This is a genomic window from Nonomuraea sp. NPDC050153, from assembly GCF_044460125.1.
Lineage (GTDB): Bacteria > Actinomycetota > Actinomycetes > Streptosporangiales > Streptosporangiaceae > Nonomuraea.
Genome location: NZ_JBITJQ010000004.1, coordinates 516,923 through 533,492, shown reverse-complemented (window position 1 = coordinate 533,492; position 16,570 = coordinate 516,923). Strand labels below are relative to the sequence as shown.

19 protein-coding genes are annotated in these 16,570 nt (G+C 71.8%); 9 read left to right on the top strand and 10 right to left on the bottom strand.

Going from position 1 to position 16,570, the window contains the following annotated elements:
- Nucleotides 1–43 precede the first annotated feature (43 nt).
- A complete protein-coding gene (locus tag ACIBQ1_RS14625) occupies nucleotides 44–574 on the top strand; it encodes a cysteine dioxygenase (RefSeq protein WP_397277563.1) in 531 nt (176 codons plus the stop codon).
- Here ACIBQ1_RS14625 and ACIBQ1_RS14620 read toward each other — a convergent pair.
- A complete protein-coding gene (locus tag ACIBQ1_RS14620; protein WP_397277561.1) occupies nucleotides 553–1,203 on the bottom strand; it encodes an alpha/beta fold hydrolase in 651 nt (216 codons plus the stop codon). The two genes, ACIBQ1_RS14625 and ACIBQ1_RS14620, sit on opposite strands and share 22 nt — an antisense overlap.
- Before the next feature lie 75 nt (nucleotides 1,204–1,278).
- Here ACIBQ1_RS14620 and ACIBQ1_RS14615 point away from each other — a divergent pair, with 75 nt between their 5' ends.
- Nucleotides 1,279–1,866, top strand: a complete 588-nt coding sequence (locus ACIBQ1_RS14615) for an ArsR/SmtB family transcription factor (protein ID WP_397277559.1) — start codon at nucleotides 1,279–1,281, stop codon at nucleotides 1,864–1,866.
- A 14-nt stretch (nucleotides 1,867–1,880) separates the two neighbouring features.
- On the top strand, nucleotides 1,881–2,066 hold the full coding sequence (locus ACIBQ1_RS14610; RefSeq protein WP_397277558.1) for a hypothetical protein: 186 nt from the start codon (nucleotides 1,881–1,883) through the stop codon (nucleotides 2,064–2,066).
- On the opposite strand, the gene ACIBQ1_RS14605 is transcribed toward ACIBQ1_RS14610, so the two are convergent.
- Nucleotides 2,060–2,458, bottom strand: a complete 399-nt coding sequence (locus tag ACIBQ1_RS14605; RefSeq protein WP_397277556.1) for an ester cyclase — start codon at nucleotides 2,456–2,458, stop codon at nucleotides 2,060–2,062. The genes ACIBQ1_RS14610 and ACIBQ1_RS14605 overlap by 7 nt on opposite strands.
- 87 nt (nucleotides 2,459–2,545) lie before the next feature.
- On the opposite strand from ACIBQ1_RS14605, the gene ACIBQ1_RS14600 reads away from it, so the two are divergent.
- On the top strand, nucleotides 2,546–3,085 hold the full coding sequence (locus ACIBQ1_RS14600; RefSeq protein ID WP_397277555.1) for a TetR/AcrR family transcriptional regulator: 540 nt from the start codon (nucleotides 2,546–2,548) through the stop codon (nucleotides 3,083–3,085).
- Nucleotides 3,086–3,193: 108 nt separating this feature from the next.
- Here the strand turns inward: ACIBQ1_RS14600 and ACIBQ1_RS14595 are convergent, their stop codons facing one another.
- Nucleotides 3,194–4,549, bottom strand: a complete 1,356-nt coding sequence (locus ACIBQ1_RS14595; protein ID WP_397277553.1) for a dipeptidase — start codon at nucleotides 4,547–4,549, stop codon at nucleotides 3,194–3,196.
- Between the two features lie 270 nt (nucleotides 4,550–4,819).
- Here ACIBQ1_RS14595 and ACIBQ1_RS14590 point away from each other — a divergent pair, with 270 nt between their 5' ends.
- Entirely contained in the window at nucleotides 4,820–6,202 is a 1,383-nt protein-coding gene (locus ACIBQ1_RS14590) for an aspartate aminotransferase family protein (RefSeq protein WP_397277551.1), read from the top strand.
- 67 nt (nucleotides 6,203–6,269) lie between these two features.
- Nucleotides 6,270–7,379 (top strand): alanine dehydrogenase, encoded by a 1,110-nt coding sequence (gene ald / locus ACIBQ1_RS14585; protein WP_397277549.1) that lies wholly within the window; start codon nucleotides 6,270–6,272, stop codon nucleotides 7,377–7,379.
- Between the two features lie 29 nt (nucleotides 7,380–7,408).
- On the opposite strand, the gene ACIBQ1_RS14580 is transcribed toward ald, so the two are convergent.
- The 5 genes from ACIBQ1_RS14580 to ACIBQ1_RS14560 all read right to left on the bottom strand — a co-directional run bounded on the left by ACIBQ1_RS14580 (nucleotide 7,409) and on the right by ACIBQ1_RS14560 (nucleotide 10,638).
- The gene (locus ACIBQ1_RS14580; RefSeq protein WP_397277547.1) at nucleotides 7,409–8,794 is read right to left on the bottom strand and encodes a tetratricopeptide repeat protein; all 1,386 of its coding nucleotides are present in this window, start codon (nucleotides 8,792–8,794) and stop codon (nucleotides 7,409–7,411) included.
- 56 nt (nucleotides 8,795–8,850) lie between these two features.
- Entirely contained in the window at nucleotides 8,851–8,985 is a 135-nt protein-coding gene (locus ACIBQ1_RS14575) for a hypothetical protein (protein WP_397277546.1), read from the bottom strand.
- Nucleotides 8,986–9,043: 58 nt separating this feature from the next.
- The gene (locus ACIBQ1_RS14570; RefSeq protein WP_397277544.1) at nucleotides 9,044–9,244 is read right to left on the bottom strand and encodes a hypothetical protein; all 201 of its coding nucleotides are present in this window, start codon (nucleotides 9,242–9,244) and stop codon (nucleotides 9,044–9,046) included.
- A 91-nt stretch (nucleotides 9,245–9,335) separates the two neighbouring features.
- Nucleotides 9,336–9,575: an SHOCT domain-containing protein gene (locus ACIBQ1_RS14565; RefSeq protein WP_397277542.1), complete on the bottom strand. Its 240-nt coding sequence runs from the start codon at nucleotides 9,573–9,575 to the stop codon at nucleotides 9,336–9,338.
- Between the two features lie 94 nt (nucleotides 9,576–9,669).
- The gene (locus ACIBQ1_RS14560) at nucleotides 9,670–10,638 is read right to left on the bottom strand and encodes an Lrp/AsnC family transcriptional regulator (protein WP_397277541.1); all 969 of its coding nucleotides are present in this window, start codon (nucleotides 10,636–10,638) and stop codon (nucleotides 9,670–9,672) included.
- An 86-nt stretch (nucleotides 10,639–10,724) separates the two neighbouring features.
- On the opposite strand from ACIBQ1_RS14560, the gene ACIBQ1_RS14555 reads away from it, so the two are divergent.
- The gene (locus tag ACIBQ1_RS14555) at nucleotides 10,725–11,555 is read left to right on the top strand and encodes an NAD(P)H-binding protein (RefSeq protein WP_397277539.1); all 831 of its coding nucleotides are present in this window, start codon (nucleotides 10,725–10,727) and stop codon (nucleotides 11,553–11,555) included.
- On the opposite strand, the gene ggt is transcribed toward ACIBQ1_RS14555, so the two are convergent.
- The gene (ggt, locus tag ACIBQ1_RS14550; protein ID WP_397277538.1) at nucleotides 11,552–13,273 is read right to left on the bottom strand and encodes a gamma-glutamyltransferase; all 1,722 of its coding nucleotides are present in this window, start codon (nucleotides 13,271–13,273) and stop codon (nucleotides 11,552–11,554) included. The two genes, ACIBQ1_RS14555 and ggt, sit on opposite strands and share 4 nt — an antisense overlap.
- A 95-nt stretch (nucleotides 13,274–13,368) precedes the next feature.
- On the opposite strand from ggt, the gene ACIBQ1_RS14545 reads away from it, so the two are divergent.
- Both ACIBQ1_RS14545 and ACIBQ1_RS14540 read left to right on the top strand, forming a co-directional pair.
- Nucleotides 13,369–14,475 carry a sensor histidine kinase gene (locus tag ACIBQ1_RS14545; RefSeq protein ID WP_397277537.1) on the top strand — a complete coding sequence of 369 codons (1,107 nt, stop codon included), beginning with the start codon at nucleotides 13,369–13,371 and terminating at the stop codon, nucleotides 14,473–14,475.
- Nucleotides 14,472–15,119: a response regulator transcription factor gene (locus ACIBQ1_RS14540; RefSeq protein ID WP_355371333.1), complete on the top strand. Its 648-nt coding sequence runs from the start codon at nucleotides 14,472–14,474 to the stop codon at nucleotides 15,117–15,119. The genes ACIBQ1_RS14545 and ACIBQ1_RS14540 overlap by 4 nt, the downstream gene beginning before the upstream one ends.
- Here the strand turns inward: ACIBQ1_RS14540 and ACIBQ1_RS14535 are convergent.
- Nucleotides 15,100–16,557, bottom strand: a complete 1,458-nt coding sequence (locus tag ACIBQ1_RS14535; RefSeq protein ID WP_397277535.1) for an FAD-dependent monooxygenase — start codon at nucleotides 16,555–16,557, stop codon at nucleotides 15,100–15,102. The genes ACIBQ1_RS14540 and ACIBQ1_RS14535 overlap by 20 nt on opposite strands.
- Nucleotides 16,558–16,570: the final 13 nt, after the last annotated feature.

Here is a 16,570-nt window from a genome sequence, read left to right as displayed (position 1 = left end):
TGGAAGGGGAAGGACAATTGCCTGCTTTCCCTAGGGAGACACCATGAATATGGCCGCTTCCGCCGCCGTGCGACCCGGGCTCGACCCGCTCGTGACCGGCATTTCCGAGATCGTGGCGCGGGGACTCGGGCGCGGCAGGACCGCGTACGCCGTCGCGGACCTGCTACGTAGCCGGCTTCCCGGGCTCGACATCCTCACGCCGCGCGAACGCGAGGGCTCGCCCGACGGCTACGTGTCCCGCCCGCTCCACAGCGAGGAGGGCTTCTCCATCGTGAGCGTCGTGTGGCGCCCCGGCCAGGAGACGCAGATCCACGACCACGTGTCGTGGTGCGCGTTCGGCATCATCGGCGGGATCGAGCACGAGACGCTTTATCGCGACATGGGCGATCACCTGGTGGAGATCGGGCGCGTCGACAACAGGCCCGGCGAGGTGAGCGGGTTCGCGCCGCCCGGGGACATCCACAAGGTCCGCAACACCAGCGACGAGGTGGGGGTCTCGATCCACGTGTACGGGGCCGACGTGGCCCGGCTCGGCAGCAGCGTGCGCCGCGTCTACGACCTGCCGGTGAGGTAACCCTCCAGGCGGTCGGCCAGCTCCTTCGGCCGGGCCAGCATGGGGGCGTGGCCGCCGTCGATCTCGTCGGGCGTGATGCCGAGCCGGTCGCGGACGACCTGGCGCATGAAGCCAGGCGTGAAGAACCGGTCGTCCCGGCACAGCAGGAACCTCGTCGGCACGTCGGGCCACGCGTCCAGCGGCCAAGGCTCCGCCATGGCCTTGTCCGCGTGGTCCCGCCCCCTGGTCAGCAGCTCCTCGGCCACGGCCCTCGGCACGTCGTGCAGGAAGAGGCCGATCGGGTCGGACATGTCCTTCGAGCCGAACCCCGTGTTGGCCCACCAGTCGGACGGCGGCTCGCCGGGGGCCGGGATCATGGCCGTGACCAGCACCAGGAGGTCGGCCGGCGTGCGGGCGCAGACGAGCGGCCCGACGAAGCCGCCCCACGAGTGCGCCACGACGACGAGGTCGCCCCGGCCTCCGGCCGCCTCCACCACCGCGTCGGCGAGGTCGAGCAGGCCGGCGGACTCGTCCTCGACCGGCAGGCTCACCGCGACCACGTCGTGCCCCCGGTCGCGCAGCTCGGGCTCCAGCAGGTGCCAGTCCCACGCGGACCCGCCACCCCCGTGGATCAGTGCGAACGTCGCCATGCTCTTCACCATAACGCCCACTTGGATTGCGCAAATTTATTTGCGCAATTTTTCTTTCGCTTCTATGGTGGTCTCATGGCCGCCGAGAAGAGTCGCCGCATCAAGGACCTCGACACGCTCAAGGCGTTGGGGCATCCGCTGCGCATGAAGCTCTATCGCGCTCTCAAGGTGACGGGCGCGGCGACCGCCTCCCAGCTCGCCGACCAGGTCGACGAGGCCGTCTCGCTGGTCAGCTACCACCTGCGCAAGCTGGCCGCGCACGGCCTCATCGAGGAGGCGCGGGCGCGCGGCGGCGACGCGCGTGAGCGCTGGTGGCAGCCGGCCGACGCCATGATCAGCACCCGGGACGAGGACTTCCGCGACGCGCCGGAGCGCGCCGCCGTCCACGCCGCGGTGTCGCGCATGCACGCCCGCCAGCAGGGCGAGATGTACGAGAGCTACCTCGACACCCAGTCGGCCTGGCCCGACGACTGGCGCAACGCGGCCTTCAGCTCCGAGTTCATGCTCTCGCTGACCGCCGAGGAGCTGCGCCGGTTGGGTGACGAGCTCAACGAGGTCATCGGGAAGTGGCGGGCGCACGGGCAGGCCGCCCGCGAGTCGGGCGACGTCGAAGGCCGCGAGAACGTGGCCGCGCACACGTACGGCTTCCCGTTCCGTACGTGACCGAGGAGGGTGTGATGTATCCGGAGTTATACCTGTACGTGGAGCGGGCGCGAGCCAGCGAGCTGCGAGCCGAAGCGCGACGGCAGGCCCGCGCGCGCCGATCCCGCGGCGGTGTGGAAGCGCGGGTCCGCGCCCTGGAGGCGCGGCTGGGCTGGGTGCTGGTGGAGACGGGTCTCCGGCTGGTGCACCGGTATCACTGATCCAGGCCGAGCTGGTGGCCCATGGCCACGGAGTCCCTGATGGCCCAGTGCTCGACGATCCTGCCGTCCCTGACGCGGATCATGTCCATGCCGCGCACCTCGTAGCGGCGCCCCGAGGCGGTGTGCGTGCCGCGGCTGAGATAGACGTTGGTGGACAGGTCGTCCGTGGAGATGTTCTGCTCCACCGTGACGGACATGTCGTGAAAACCCGTCCCGCCGGACAGGGCCTGCTCCCACTTCTCCCGCCACGCCGCCAGGCCGTGGTGGTCGCCGTGCGCGCCGCCCCGGTGGTCGATCACGTCGGGGTCGATGAGTGCCAGCCCGTCCTCGATCTGCCCGGCCCCGTAGAGCTCGACGATGCGCCGATGCACTTCGCCGGCCGTAGCTGCCATGCCTGCCTCCTGGACTAAGTGGGGACTTCCCCGTTTAGTTGGTATGGCTAGACTAGATGGGGAGTTCCCCACTTAGCAAGGAGAAGGATGGGACCGCGTCCTCGGCGGGCGGATGCGCAGCGCAACTACGATCGGCTGCTGGCCGCGGCCGCGCGGGTCTTCGCCGAACGCGGCACCGACGCGCCGCTCGACGACGTGGCCCGCCGGGCAGAAGTCGGCAACGCCACCATGTACCGGCATTTCCCTACCCGTACGGACCTGCTGGTCGCCGTCTACGCGGACGAGGTCTCCCAGCTGTGCGCCGGCGGCCAGGCCCTGCTGGCCGCCGAGTCGCCGGCGGAGGCGCTCCACGAGTGGCTGCGGCTCTTCATGGACCACATCACCTCCAAGCGCGACCTGGCCCTGGCGGTCACCGACGACGGCAGCGCCACCGCGCTGGTGGCCGAGTGGCACGCGTCCATGCTCACCACGGCCTCGGCCCTGCTGGACGCGGCCAAGCGGGCCGGGGCCGTGCGGGCGGACCTCGACGTGCGCGACCTGCTGACCCTGGTCAGAGGTATCGCGCTGGCCGCCGCGGACCGCACCCAGGCCGACCGCCTTCTGGCGCTGATCGACTGGTCACGGTGACCTGCTGAAGGTGGCCCGCTGAAGATGGCCCGCCGAAAGTGCCCGGCGCCCCCGATACGCCGGAACCGTCCCGCCGCTGTCGCGACGCCGCCGTCGCGGCCCGCCCGCTCAGACCCCGAGCGCGGAGGGGAGGCTGAGCTCGTGGAGGAACAGGGCCTCCGTCGTCGCCACCCGCCGGAGCTCCTCCAGGTCCACCCGCTCGTTCGGCGCGTGGATGGCCGCGTCCTCGTCCTCCGCCCCGAACAGCAGGATCTCCGCCGCGGGGAACTGCTTGAGCAGCGTGTTGACCAGCGGGATCGAGCCGCCCGCGCCCACGTCCCTGGGGCGGCGGCCGAAGGCGCGCTCCATGGCCCGGTTCAGGGCGGCGCGGGCCTTGCCGCCCGAGTCCGCCTGGAAGCCCGAACCCACCGTCAGGTCCGCGAACGACACCTCGACGCCCCACGGCGCCACCTTGCGCAGGAACTCGACCACCGCGTTCACCGTCGCCTTCGGGTCGCCCGCCGGGGGGACGCGCACGGTCACGCGGGCCCGCGCCGCGGGCTGGACCGCGTTCACCGCGCCCGAGACGGTCGGCACGTCCAGGCCCGTCACCGTGATCGCGTACGACGCCCAGAGCCGGTCGGCCAGCGAGCCCGAGCCCACCAGCGAGGCCCCGTCGAGGACGCCGGCGGTCTTCCTGAACTCCTCCTCCGACGGCCCCTGCCCCAGGAAGGTGCCGCGGGGCAGGCCGGGCACGCGGATGTCGCCGTTGTCGTCGTGCAGCGCGGTCAGCATGCGCATGAGGGCGGCCAGCGCGTCGGGGGCCGCGCCGCCGAAGGAGCCGCTGTGCACCGGCTCCCGCAGCGTGCGTGCCTCGATGGTGAACGCCGCCATGCCGCGCAGCGAGGTCGTGACCGCCGGGTCGCCGACCCTCGGGTTGCCGGTGTCGGCCACCACGATGGCGTCGGCCCGCAGCAGGTCGGGGTTGCGCTCGACGAACGCCTCCAGCCGCTCGCCCGCGTACTCCTCCTGGCCCTCGATGATGACCTTGATGCCCACGGGGAAGCGGCCCTGGAAGGCGCGCAGGGCGGTGATGTGGGAGATGACGCCGGACTTGTCGTCCGCGCAGCCCCGCCCGTAGAGCTTGCCGTCGATCAGGGTCGGCTCGAACGGCGGGGTGCGCCACGCGGCCGGGTCGCCCGCGGGCTGCACGTCGTAGTGCGCGTAGAGCAGGACCGTGGGCGCGCCGGGCGGCGCGGGGGCCTCGCCGAAGACGGCCGGGAAGCTGCCCTCGACCGGCACCTGCTGGACGCGCGGCAGGCCCACGGAGCGCAGCAGCTCCTCCGTCATCGCGGCGGCGGCGAAAACCGGCTCTTCCGGATGCCCCGGGAAGGCCACGGAGGGTATGGCGGCCAGCCGCCTGAGCTCCTCGACGGCCTGGGGCATCGCGGCGGCGACGGCGCTCTCTATCTGTTCAGGAGTCACGGTAGGTCCCCCGGGGTCGTTATCAGAAGGTTCGGGCAGGTCTCAACATGTCGGTCTCATTGGATCACACAACGTTCCACGTGCGAGAACGCGTAGACCCCGCGTGCGGGGCGGTTGGGACCCGCGCGCCAATCTACATGCGGATTTCGTCGTCGTTACATATGTGATCTGCGGATACCGATTTTCTTGCATAGTGATGCGACCGATTCGCTTGGCAAATCCCCAGGTGAGCATGCAGACTGTGTGAAGTTGACACGAGGGAAGATAATCATGACGCAGCCGGAAAACGACGTCCTGAAGGCCGCGCAGGACAACCTGTGGTTGCACTTCACCAGGCACAGCGCCTATCAGCAGTCCGAGATCCCGACCATCGTGCGCGGTGAGGGGTCCTACGTCTACGACATTCACGGCAAGCGCTACCTCGACGGCCTGGCCGGGCTCTTCGTGGTCCAGGTCGGCCACGGACGCCAGGAACTGGCCGAGGCCGCCGCCAAGCAGGCCCAGGAGCTGGCGTTCTTCCCGTTGTGGTCCTACTCCCACCCGAAGGCCGCCGAGCTGGCCGCCCGCCTGGCCTCGTACACGCCCGGCGAGCTCAACCGCGTCTTCTTCACCACCGGCGGCGGTGAGGCGGTCGAGACCGCCTGGAAGCTGGCCAAGCAGTACTACAAGCTGATTGGCAAGCCGCTCAAGCACAAGGTCATCAGCCGCCAGATCGCCTACCACGGGACCCCGCAGGGCGCGCTGTCGATCACCGGCATCCCCGCGTTCAAGCAGATGTTCGAGCCGCTGGTGCCCGGCTCGGTCCGGGTCCCCAACACCAACCACTACCGCGCCGACGAGATCACCGGCGTCAAGGGCATGTCGCCCGAGGAGTACGGCATCTGGGCGGCCGAGCGCGTGGCCCGCGCCATCGAGATGGAGGGCCCCGACACGGTCGCCGCCGTCTTCGCCGAGCCCGTGCAGAACGCCGGCGGCTGTTTCCCGCCTCCTCCCGGCTACTGGCAGCGCCTGCGCGAGATCTGCGACGAGTACGACGTGCTGCTCGTCTCCGACGAGGTCATCTGCGCTTTCGGCCGGCTCGGCACGATGTTCGGCGGCCAGAAGTTCGACTACGTGCCCGACATCATCACCTGTGCCAAGGGCATGACCAGCGGCTACTCGCCCATCGGCGCCATGATCGCGCACGAGCGGCTGTTCGAGCCGTTCAAGGGCGGCGACGAAATGTTCGCGCACGGTTACACCTTCGGCGGCCACCCCGTATCCTCTGCCGTAGCGCTGGCCAACCTCGACATCTTCGAACGCGAGGACCTGCTCGGCCACGTCACCAGGAACGAGCCGCTGTTCAAGGAGACCCTCGACGGCCTGCGCGACCTGCCGATCGTCGGCGACGTGCGCGGCTCGGGCTACTTCTGGGGCATCGAGCTGGTCAAGGACAAGACCACCAAGGAGACCTTCACCGCAGACGAGTCGGAGCGGCTGCTGCGCGGTTTCCTGTCCAAGGCGTTGTTCGACGCGGGCCTGTACTGCCGCGCCGACGACCGCGGCGACCCTGTCATCCAGCTGGCGCCCCCACTGATCGCGGGGCCAGAGGAGTTCGCCGAGATCGGGTCGATACTCCGTGGCGTGCTCACCGAAGCGTGGACGCGCCTGTAGGACGGCCCAACAGAACCACCTCACAGTCCGGTACGACGGCGTGCCGGGTTCGCGAAAGGATCAACCCATGAAGATCGGCGTACCTGCCGAGGTCAAGAACCACGAATATCGCGTCGCCGCCACGCCCGCCGGAGTCCACGAGCTGGTGCGCCACGGGCACGACGTCCTGGTCCAGCGGGGTGCGGGCCTGGGCTCGCACATCACGGACGAGGAATACCTCTCGGCGGGGGCGAAGATCCTCGACGGCGCCGACGCCGTGTGGAGCGAGTCGGACATGGTGCTCAAGGTCAAGGAGCCCATCGCCGAGGAGTACCACCGGCTGCGTGAGGGCCTCGTGCTCTTCACCTACCTGCACCTGGCCGCCTCGCGTGCCTGCACGGACGCGCTGCTGGGCGCGAAGACGACCGGCATCGCATACGAGACCGTCCAGGTCGGCAACGCGCTGCCGCTGCTCGCCCCGATGTCCGAGGTCGCGGGCCGCCTCGCGCCGCAGGTGGGCGCCTACAACCTGATGCGCTTCAACGGCGGGCGCGGCGTCCTGCCGGGCGGCGTGCCCGGTGTGGCGCCGGCCAAGGTGGTCGTGATCGGCGGCGGCGTCTCCGGGCTCAACGCCGCGCAGATCGCCGTCGGCATGGGCGCCGACGTCACCGTGCTCGACACGAACATCGACCGCCTGCGCTTCATCGACGCCATCTACCAGGGCCGGCTCAAGACGCTGGTCTCGACGTCGTACGCGATCGAGCAGGAGGTCCTGCAGGCCGACCTGGTCATCGGCGCGGTGCTGATCCCCGGCGCCAAGGCCCCGACGCTGGTCTCCAACGACCTGGTCTCGCGCATGAAGCCGGGCTCCGTGCTCGTCGACATCGCCATCGACCAGGGCGGCTGCTTCGAGGACTCGCGCCCGACCACGCACGCCGAGCCGACGTACAGGGTGCACGAGTCGGTCTTCTACTGCGTGGCCAACATGCCGGGCTCCGTGGCCAACACCTCCACGAACGCCCTGACGAACGCGACCCTCCCGTACGCGGTCAAGCTGGCCGACCTCGGCTGGCGCGAGGCGCTCAGGACCGACGCCGGGCTCGCGGGCGGCCTCAACACGCACAACGGCCTGCTCACCAACGGGCCGGTGGCAGAGGCGCTCGGCCTGCCGTTCACCCCGGTGGCGGAACTGGTGTGACGACGGTGAAGCGCCTGGGCACGCGCTGATCAGCGCACGCCCAGGCGCTTTCGCAGGTCGCGGGCCGTGGCCAGGACGTGCTCGATCTCGCCGGGGCTCGGCCACGGCGCGGTGCCGGGGCGCAGCAGCGTGCCGCGCACCGACGCCAGGTGCTCGACGGCGCTCGGGTGCAGCCCGCTCCGGGCCACCAGCCACCCGATCACGTCGGAGTGGTCGTGCAGCGGCCGGGTCACCAGATCCCACGTGCCGAGCACCTCGGTGAGGTCGCCCACGTCCAGCGCGGCTTCGCCCCTGCGCCCGGTGGCGGCCGCGGCCAGTTCGGCCCTGGCGGCCAGCTCCGGCTCGGCGTGCCGCACCCACGTGGCCGGTGGCGGATCGGACAGCCACTCCTGGGCCTCGTTCAGCTCCCCGGCCACCGACAGCAGCCCGCCCAGCTCGACGGCGGCCCCGCGGTGCCCGGCCCGCGCCGCCTGCCGGAACCAGTGCTGCCCGCCCGCCAGGTCGCCGAACTCGGCGATCAGCAGCAGGCCGTAGTTGAAGGCCGCCTCGGCGTCCCCGCCGGCCGCCGCCCGGCCGAACCAGTGGCCGGCCGCCGCGCAGTCCCTCAGCTCCACGCAGACGAACCCGGCCATCCGCTGGTCGTACCCGCGTCCGGCGCCGGCGGCCTGCTCGAACCAGCCGCGGGCGGTACGCAGGTCGCCCCTGGACAGCGCGATCTCGCCGAGCTGGGAGGCGGCGCCCGGGTGCTCGCACCTGGCGGCCAGCCGGTAGTAGGCCTCCGCGCCCTCGGGGTCGCGGCTGGCGTGCAGGTAGAGGCCCATGCAGTATGCCGAGTCCGGGTGGCCGCCCCTGGCCGCGTACTCCCACCAGCGCACGGTCTCCTCGTCGTCGCCCGTCGCGTAGGCCAGGAAGCCCAGGTCGTGCGCCGAGGCCATGTCGCCGTCGGCCGCCGCCGCGCGGTGCCAGTCGCGTGCCGCCGCCGGCTCTCCCGCGTCCTGGCACATCAGCGCCAGCTTGCGGGCCGCCGCGCTGGAGCCGCGGTGGGCCGCGACCTCGAACCAGCGCCTGGCCCGCTCAGGGTCTCCGCGCTGCTCCAGCAGGAGCGTCGCCAGGTTGCTCGCGGCCTCGGCGTCGCCGCCGCCGGCCGCGAGCTCGTACCAGGTGACGGCGTCCACGAGGCTGCCGTGCTTCTCGTGCCAGATGCCCAGGTTGTACGCGCTGTCCAGGTTGCCGGCGGTGGCCGCCCGCTCCCACCAGTGCTTGGCGGCCGCGCGGTCGCCGTGCTGGGCGTAGAGCTTGCCGAGCCGGTGCGCGGCCTGCGCGTCGCCCGCCCGGGCGGCGGCCAGCAGCTCGGGCTCGTCTCCCACGCGCGGCGCCGGTACGGACGGCGCCGCGACCTCTCCTTGCCAGGCCATGGCGACCAGGGTGACATGTGATCGCGCGATTGCGGACAGTAATCGCCGACAAGGCGCTACCGGAAGTCGATGCGGGTCGCCCAGACGGTCACGGTCTGCTCGCCGGAGGCCGGTGCGGCAGGCGGGGTGCCGCCGATCCAGCCGCCCAGGTTGAGCCCGGCGCCGACGGTCCCGCCTGCGCCGCGGTGCACGAGGCCGTCCCCGCCACCGGTCCGGCGGCGACCCCGCCGGCGAACAGGGTGGCGGCGCTCAGCGGATGAGCGTCAGACTGTCCAGGGTCCCGCTCTTGGCGGCCTGGACGATCGAGCCGAACTGGTCGAGGCTCATCTCCACGCGCTGCCCGAAGTCGTCGGTGATGACCACCTGGCGCTCGACGGGCGCCGTCTCGTCCACGAACAGTTCGGGGCAGCCGCAGTCACACTGCCCGCAGAACTTGGCGACGGATCGCATACCTGTCCCCGCTCTCCATGTATCCGGTAGACGAAACGTAACGCCGGTCCTTGAATGCGGCCAGTGACAGTTGTTGCACCCTTAGCGAGGTTTAGGACGCCCACCCCTTGAGAACGGACACCTTTTCGAAGTATTCGTCCTCGCTCATTTCTCCGCGGGCGTACCGCTCGGCGAGGATCCGCTCCGCGGCGTCGGTGGGCGACGCGGTAGCGGCGGCGGGCGCGTGGCGCGGCCCCCACCAACCCTTGCGCCGGGCCGTGACGGCCATCGCGACGAGGGCGACCCAGAACAGGCCCCAGAAGAACGGGAAGATCGGCCAGAAGCTGTGCATGTCTCCTCCTTGATGTCGTGCCTCCAGCGTGCCGGTTGGCGGGGCGCGTCGAATCGCACGTCAGGCCCTGTTCCGAGTCAGCCCGGGGGAGTGTTCACGCGGGTCGCCCGTACGCCTGCGGGGGTAGCGCGCTGGTGCGTTTCATCGTCCGGAGGACGGGGGCGGTCTCCAGTGTCTGGACGGCGTCCAGGGCGCTCACCCGTTCGGTGAGGTAGCGGTACAGGTCGGCGTTGTCGCGGCAGACGGCGGTGGCGAGGAGGTTGGTCGGGCCGGTGGTGACGGCGGCGAAGGAGATCTCGGGGTGGCCCGCGAGGGTCGTGGCCACGTGGACCAGTTCGGAGGGGCGTACGGTCATCCACAGCCTGGCCTCGGCGCGGTAGCCGAGCAGCTTGGGGGAGTAGTCGAGCTGGGTGACGAGCACGCCGGACTCCCGCAGCCGGTGGAGCCGGCGCTTGACCGTGGCCTCCGACCAGCCGGTGGCCCTGGCCAGCTCGGTGTACCCGGCCCGGCCGTCCCTGGCCAGCACGTCCACCAGGCGGTGGTCCTCCTCTTGCAGCACGATGCCGCCCGGCCCGGCAGGCGGGTCGGGGCGCAGCCGATCGGCCTGCTCCCCGGTCAGCCAGGCCAGCCCCTGCCAGCCGTCGGGCAGGGTGAAGCCGTGCAGGAGCGAATGCGCGGTCATGGCCAGGACGCGGCCGGTCCGGGGCAGCTTCTCCAGCAGGACGGCGTCGGGCGACTGGGTGAAGCACGAGATCTCGGTGCCGCCGGACAGCAGGTGCACCCAGTACGTGTCGGACCGCCTGGCCAGGGCCTCGGCGATGGCGGTGCCCGCGTCGGGCGTGCAGCGTACGCGGATCGTCCAGGGCGTGTGGCCGAGGAACGCGCCGTCGAGGCCGCCCACCACCCTGATCACGCCCGCCGCCGTGAGCCTGCGGTAGCGGCGGGCGACGGTCTGCTCGGAGACCCCGAGCACGTCGGCGATCCTGGCGAAGGGGGCGCGGCCGTCGAGCTGGAGCGCGTGTACCAGACCGCGGTCCACGCCGTCGAGTTCGGCGGATTCCATCCGATGAGCCTAGTGCTGTGGAGGAAAACCACCGAAATATCGCTAGAAACTGGGGTGGCTTCGGGACGCGGGCCAGCCTTGGACCCATGATTCTCGTGACAGGAGCCACCGGAAACGTCGGCCGCCAGGTCGTCCACCAGCTCGTCGAGGCGGGTCACCCCGTACGCGCCATGACCCGTGACCCCTCCAGGGCGGCCCTGCCGGAGGCCGTCGAGGTGGTCAAGGGCGACCACGAAACCATCGACCGGTGCCTGGACGGCGTCGAGTCGGTCTTCCTCATCTGGCCCTTCCACACCGCGGACCTCGCCCCCGCCGTGGTCGGCGCGATCAGGAGGCACGCCCGCCGCGTCGTCCTGCTCTCCTCGGGCGCGGTACGCGACCAGCCCGACTCCGCCGTCGGCCGCTCGCACAACGAGCTCGAACAGCGGATCGAGCAGTCGGGCCTGGCCTGGACCATGCTCTGGCCCAGCACGTTCGCCGCGAACGCGCTCTGGTGGCGCGACCAGCTCCGTTCGGGAGACGTGGTGCGCGGAGCGTTCGGCGCGCTGCGGATGGCGATGCTGCACGAGCGCGACCTCGCCGCCGTGGCCGTAAGGGCGCTGACCTCGGACGGCCACGACGGGGCCCGCTACGCGCTGACCGGGCCGCAGGCGCTGACCCAGGCCGAGCAGGCGCGGATCCTCGGAGACGCGCTCGGGCGCCCGCTGCGCTGGCAGGAGCTCACCAGGGAGGAGGAGCGGCAGCGGCTGCTGGCCGACGACTCCTTCCCCGACTCGTTCGTGGACGCGCTGCTCGACGGGTACGCGCAGATGCTCGACGGCCCGCCGCCGATCCTGACGAACACGGTCGAGGAGGTGACGGGACGGCCCGCGCGGCCCTTCGCCGAGTGGGCGAAGGACCACGCGGGCGACTTCTAGGGCGCCACCACCAGCGCGCTGCCGCCGCCGCGGCGGGCGGGCTCGGCGACGGCCTGGACCCGGCCCCTGCCGACGAACTCCAGCGCCGTCGCCGCCCCGATCTCCGGGTTGAGCGCGAAGCCGTGCCCCTTGGCCTCCAGCTCGGCCCGGTACTTGTCCAGGAACGCCTGCTCGGCCTGGGTCTGCGCGGTGTTGCGCTGCGTCGCGCGCGGCGCGGCGACCGCGTCCGGCAGGCTCATGCCCAACTCGTACCGGTTGACCAGGATCTGCAGCACGGTCGTGATGATGGTCGAGCCGCCCGGCGATCCGACCGCCAGCACCGGCTTACCGTGCTCGAACACCAGCGTCGGCGACATCGACGAGCGGGGACGCTTGCCGGGGCCGGGCAGGTTCGGGTCGCCGGGCGCCGGGCCGAACGTGAAGTCGGTCAGCTCGTTGTTGAGCAGCACGCCGCGTCCCGGCACCACGATGCCGTTGCCACCGGTGGATTCGATGGTCAGGTTGTAGGCGATCACGTTGCCCCAGCGGTCGGCGACGACGAGATGGGTGGTCTCGGGGCCTTCGTTCGCGATCGGGGCGGCGGTGCCGGTGGGCTGGGCGCAGGGCTCGTACGAGCCGTCCGGGTTGCCGGGCGCCGCCGGGTGGGCCGTCGCCCGGTCGCCGATCAGGCAGGCCCGCTCCTTGGCGAAGCCGTCGGACAGCAGTTCCTTGAGCGGCACGCCGGGGATGTCGCCGACGTACTTGCCGCGGTCGGCGAAGGCCAGCCTCGACGCCTCCAGGTATTCGTGCAGGCCCACCTGCGGCAGAGCCTCAAGGATGTTGAGCGCCTCGCCGACCGTCGAGCCGCCGGAGGACGGGGGCGCCATGCCGTACACGTCCTTGCCCTTGTAGGAGATCTTGGTGGGCTCGCGGAGGAGCGCCCGGTAGGCCCGCAGGTCGGACAGCTCCATCAGGCCCGGCCGGACGTTGCGGGTGCTGCCGGGGGTGACCGGCGGCTGCTTGACGGTGGCCACGACCTCCTTGCCGAGCTGCCCGCCGTACAGCCAGCCGGGGCCGCGCCTGCCGAGCTCGCGGTACGTGGCCGCCAGCTCGGGGTTCCTGAACACCGAGCCGACGGGCGGCGGGGCGCCGTTCGGGAGGTAGAGCTTGGCCGTGGAGGCGATGTCCTTGAACCGGGCCGCGTTGTCGGCGGTCTGTTGGTGGAAGGTCTGGTCGACGACGAAGCCCTTGGAGGCCACGTCGATGGCGGGCTTGAGGGCCTCTTTGAGGGAGATCGTGCCGAATTTGCGGAGGGCCAGGTCCCAGTTCGCGACCGTGCCGGGAATGCCCGCCGACAGGCCGCTGGTGACGCCCTCCTCGAACGGGATGCCCTCTAACGAGGTCGAGGTCATGGTCTGCGGGGCGGTCTCACGGCCGTCGATCGTGAAGACCTTGCGCTGCCTGGCGTCGTAGTACACCATGAAGCCGCCGCCGGCCAGGCCCGCGGAGTACGGCTCCGTGACGCCCAGCACCGCGCCCGCGGCGACGGCGGCGTCGACGGCGTTGCCTCCCCTCCTGAGCACGGCGATGGCGGCCTTGCTGGCGTCGAGGTCGACGGTGGCGACGGCGCCGCCGTACCCCTCCGCGACCGGGACCTTCTGCTGTGGCCCGGCCAGCGCGGGAGGCGCTGACGCGAGCGTGACGAGGACTGCTGCTGCGGGGACGATCACTCGGCGCATGGTCCTTACGATGGCCCACGTACGCCCGTCGCGGTAGGGCCCCCTCACACGCTGGGATGATGCGCAGGTCAGAGCGCTGATCTAGCGTAGGGGTCGTGCGCCGGAAGTTCGGATTCGACCCCTATCTCGCCCTCATCGTGGCGGCCGCCCAGTTCGTCATCGCCAAGGGCGCCTCCTGGGGGCAGCGGTTCGACAGGTTGCCGCTCGACCCGTACGCGTACGGGCTGCTGCTGGTCGGGCCGCTGGCGATCCTGCTGCACCGCCGCTTCCCGCTGCTCACGACCGCCGCCGCGCTCGGCGCGTGCGATCTCTTCCTGGCCGGCGGCTACGCCTACGGGCCCAGCTTCATCAGCCCGGCGGTGCTGCTGTTCCTGCTGGTCACGCGGGGCAAGAGGGCGATGGCCTGGTTCATGGCGGCGATGACGCTGCTGTCGTTCCTCACCTACGCCTGGCTGATCGGCAACCGCGACCTCTTCCACAGCGTGTGGATCCTGACGTTCATCATGCTGCTCATGGTCGTGGCCGAGCTGGTCAGGATCGTCAGGGAGCGCCGGGCCGAGCGGGAGCGCGTCGCCGAGGAGGAGGCCAGGCGGCAGGCCAGCGAGGAGCGCCTGACCATGGCGCAGGAGCTGCACGACGTGCTCGCGCACAACATCTCGCTCATCCACGTGCAGGCGTCCACCGCGCTGCACCTCATCGATGACAACCCCGAACACGCCAAGACCGCTCTGGCCACCATCAAGTCGGCGTCCAAGGAGGTTCTGGGCGAGATGCGCTCGGTCCTGAACGTTCTGCGCGAAGGGGCGCCGCGTTCCCCCACGGCCGGGCTCGACCGCCTCGACGACCTGGTCGAACGCTCGGGCATGGACGTGACGCTCAAGCGCGTCGGCTCGCGGCCGCTGCCGCCGCAGGTGGAGCGGGCCGCGTACCGGATCGTGCAGGAGTCGCTCACCAACGTCGCCCGGCACGCGCCCGGCTCGTCGGTGAGCGTGCGCCTGGAGTACGGCGAGCACGAGCTGGCCATCCACGTCGCGGACACCGGCGCGGCGACCGCCCCCGTGCTGTCCGAGGCGGGCAGCGGCAACGGCATCCCCGGCATGCGCGAGCGGGCCTCCGCGCTGGGCGGCACGCTGGTCGCCGGGCCGTCCGGCACGGGGTTCCAGGTCGAGGCCCGGCTGCCGATACCCGAGGAGACCTCATGATCAAGGTACTGCTGGCCGACGACCAGGCCCTGGTCCGGGCGGGCTTCAAAGCCCTGCTCGACGCCCAGCCGGACATGACCGTGGTGGCCGAGGCCGCCGACGGCGCCGAGGCGGTCCGGCTGGCGGGCGAGCACCAGCCGGACGTCGTGCTGATGGACATCCGCATGCCCGGCACCGACGGCCTGACCGCGACCCGGCAGATGCCGCAGGGGCCGCACATCATCATCCTGACGACGTTCGAGCTGGACGAGTACGTCTTCGAGGCGCTGCGCGGCGGGGCCAGCGGCTTCCTGGTCAAGGACACCGAGCCGGCGGAGCTGATCCAGGCCGTCCGGGTGGTGGCCGCGGGGGAGGCGCTGCTGTCGCCGAGCGTGACGCGCCGCCTGATCGCCGAGTACGCCTCCCGGGCCAAGGAGCCGATCGCCGCCGACGGGCTCGACCAGCTCACCGAGCGCGAACGCGAGGTGCTCGCCCTGGTCGGGACCGGCATGACGAACGACGAGATCGCGGCCAAGCTGTTCATGTCACCGGCTACGGCCAAGACGCACGTGAGCCGGGCCATGATGAAGCTGCACGCCCGCGACCGCGCCCAGCTCGTGGTGATCGCCTACGAATCCGGCCTGGTCAAGCCGGGCTGGCTGTGATCCCGGACAACTGCCGGGCCGCTTCGGCGAGCCCGTCGGTGCCCGCCCAGGCGACGTAGCCGTCGGGGCGGATCAGCAGCGCGCCGGCGGGTGGGTCGTCGGCGCGGTCCCTGACCACGTCGATCCAGTCGTCGTCGAGCGTCGCGCCGCCGCCGAGGTCGAGCAGCACGGGCCTGCCCGCGCGCATCAGCTCGGCCACCCGCCGCCCGCCGGCCAGCGCCAGGTCCGGGACGAACCGGCCCACCAGCGGATGCCCTCCGGAGCCGTACCGGACGCCGGAGTCGTGCAGCAGCCCGGCCACATGACGCAGCGGCTCCTCGTAGACGAACACCTCGGCGAGCAGCTCCCGCAGCGCCGCCCCGTCCTCGCCCTCCAGCCGGTCGAGCGCCGCCTGCGCCCGCGTCTGCATGAGGGCGCGCTCGGCGACGGGCCGTCGTTCGGACTCGTACGTGTCCAGGAGCCCCTCGGAGGCCCGCCCCCGGAGCACGGCGGCCAGCTTCCAGCCGAGGTTGGCCGCGTCCGTCATGCCGACGTTGAGCGCCGAGCCGCCCGCGGGGAACAGATGCGCGGCGTCCCCGGCCAGGAACACCCTCCCCGCCCGGTACCGCTCGGCCAGCCGCGCCTGCGCGACCGTGCCGGACAGCCAGATCGGCCGAACTCCGGCGCCCAAGGGCAGGTCGCGGCCCAGCACGCGGCGCACCGCCGCCCGGAAGTCCTCCGGCGTCACGGGCCCGTCGTCCGGAGCCCCCTTCTCCCGCACGCCGGCGATCAGCACGCCGTCCTGGAGCGAGGTGAGCAGCAGGCGGCCGTTCGGGGTCCGGTTCCAGCCCGGTGCCAGGCCGTCCATCTCCAGCGCCTCGAAGACGCGGGTGTCCGCGCCGGTCGCGAAGTGCCCGAGCCGCAGCACCTCGTCGTCGGTCGTGCCGGGGAAGCCGATCCCGGCCTCCCCGCGCACGCCGCTGCGCCCGCCGTCGCAGCCCACCACGTAGCGGGCCCGCATCCGCGTCCGGGCGCCGGAACCGTCCGCGAGCTCCAGCGTCACCCCCTCCTCGTCCTGGGCGAGCGAGCGCACCTCGCGGCCCCGCCTGACCTCGGCTCCGAGCTCCTCGGCGCGCTCGGTGAGCAGCCGCTCCAGCCGGGGCTGCTGGATCATCAGCAGCCGTAACGGCAGGTCGGTCAGCCCCGCGAACCGCAGCGGCACCGAGCCGAACGGGAACCCGGGCGGGCGCCCCGAGAACGGGCTGCCCGCGCTGAAGCGCTCCAGCAGGCCGCGGTGGTCGAGCAGCTCGACGATCTGCCCGCCCAGGCCGTTGGCCCTGGGCAGCTCGCTCGGCTCCGGTCTCTTCTCCAGCACGATCGGGCGGGCCCCGGCCAGGGCCAGCTCGCACGCGAGCATGAGCCCCACGGGCCCCGCCCCCACGATCAGCACATCTTCCATGGCCGTCAGGCTA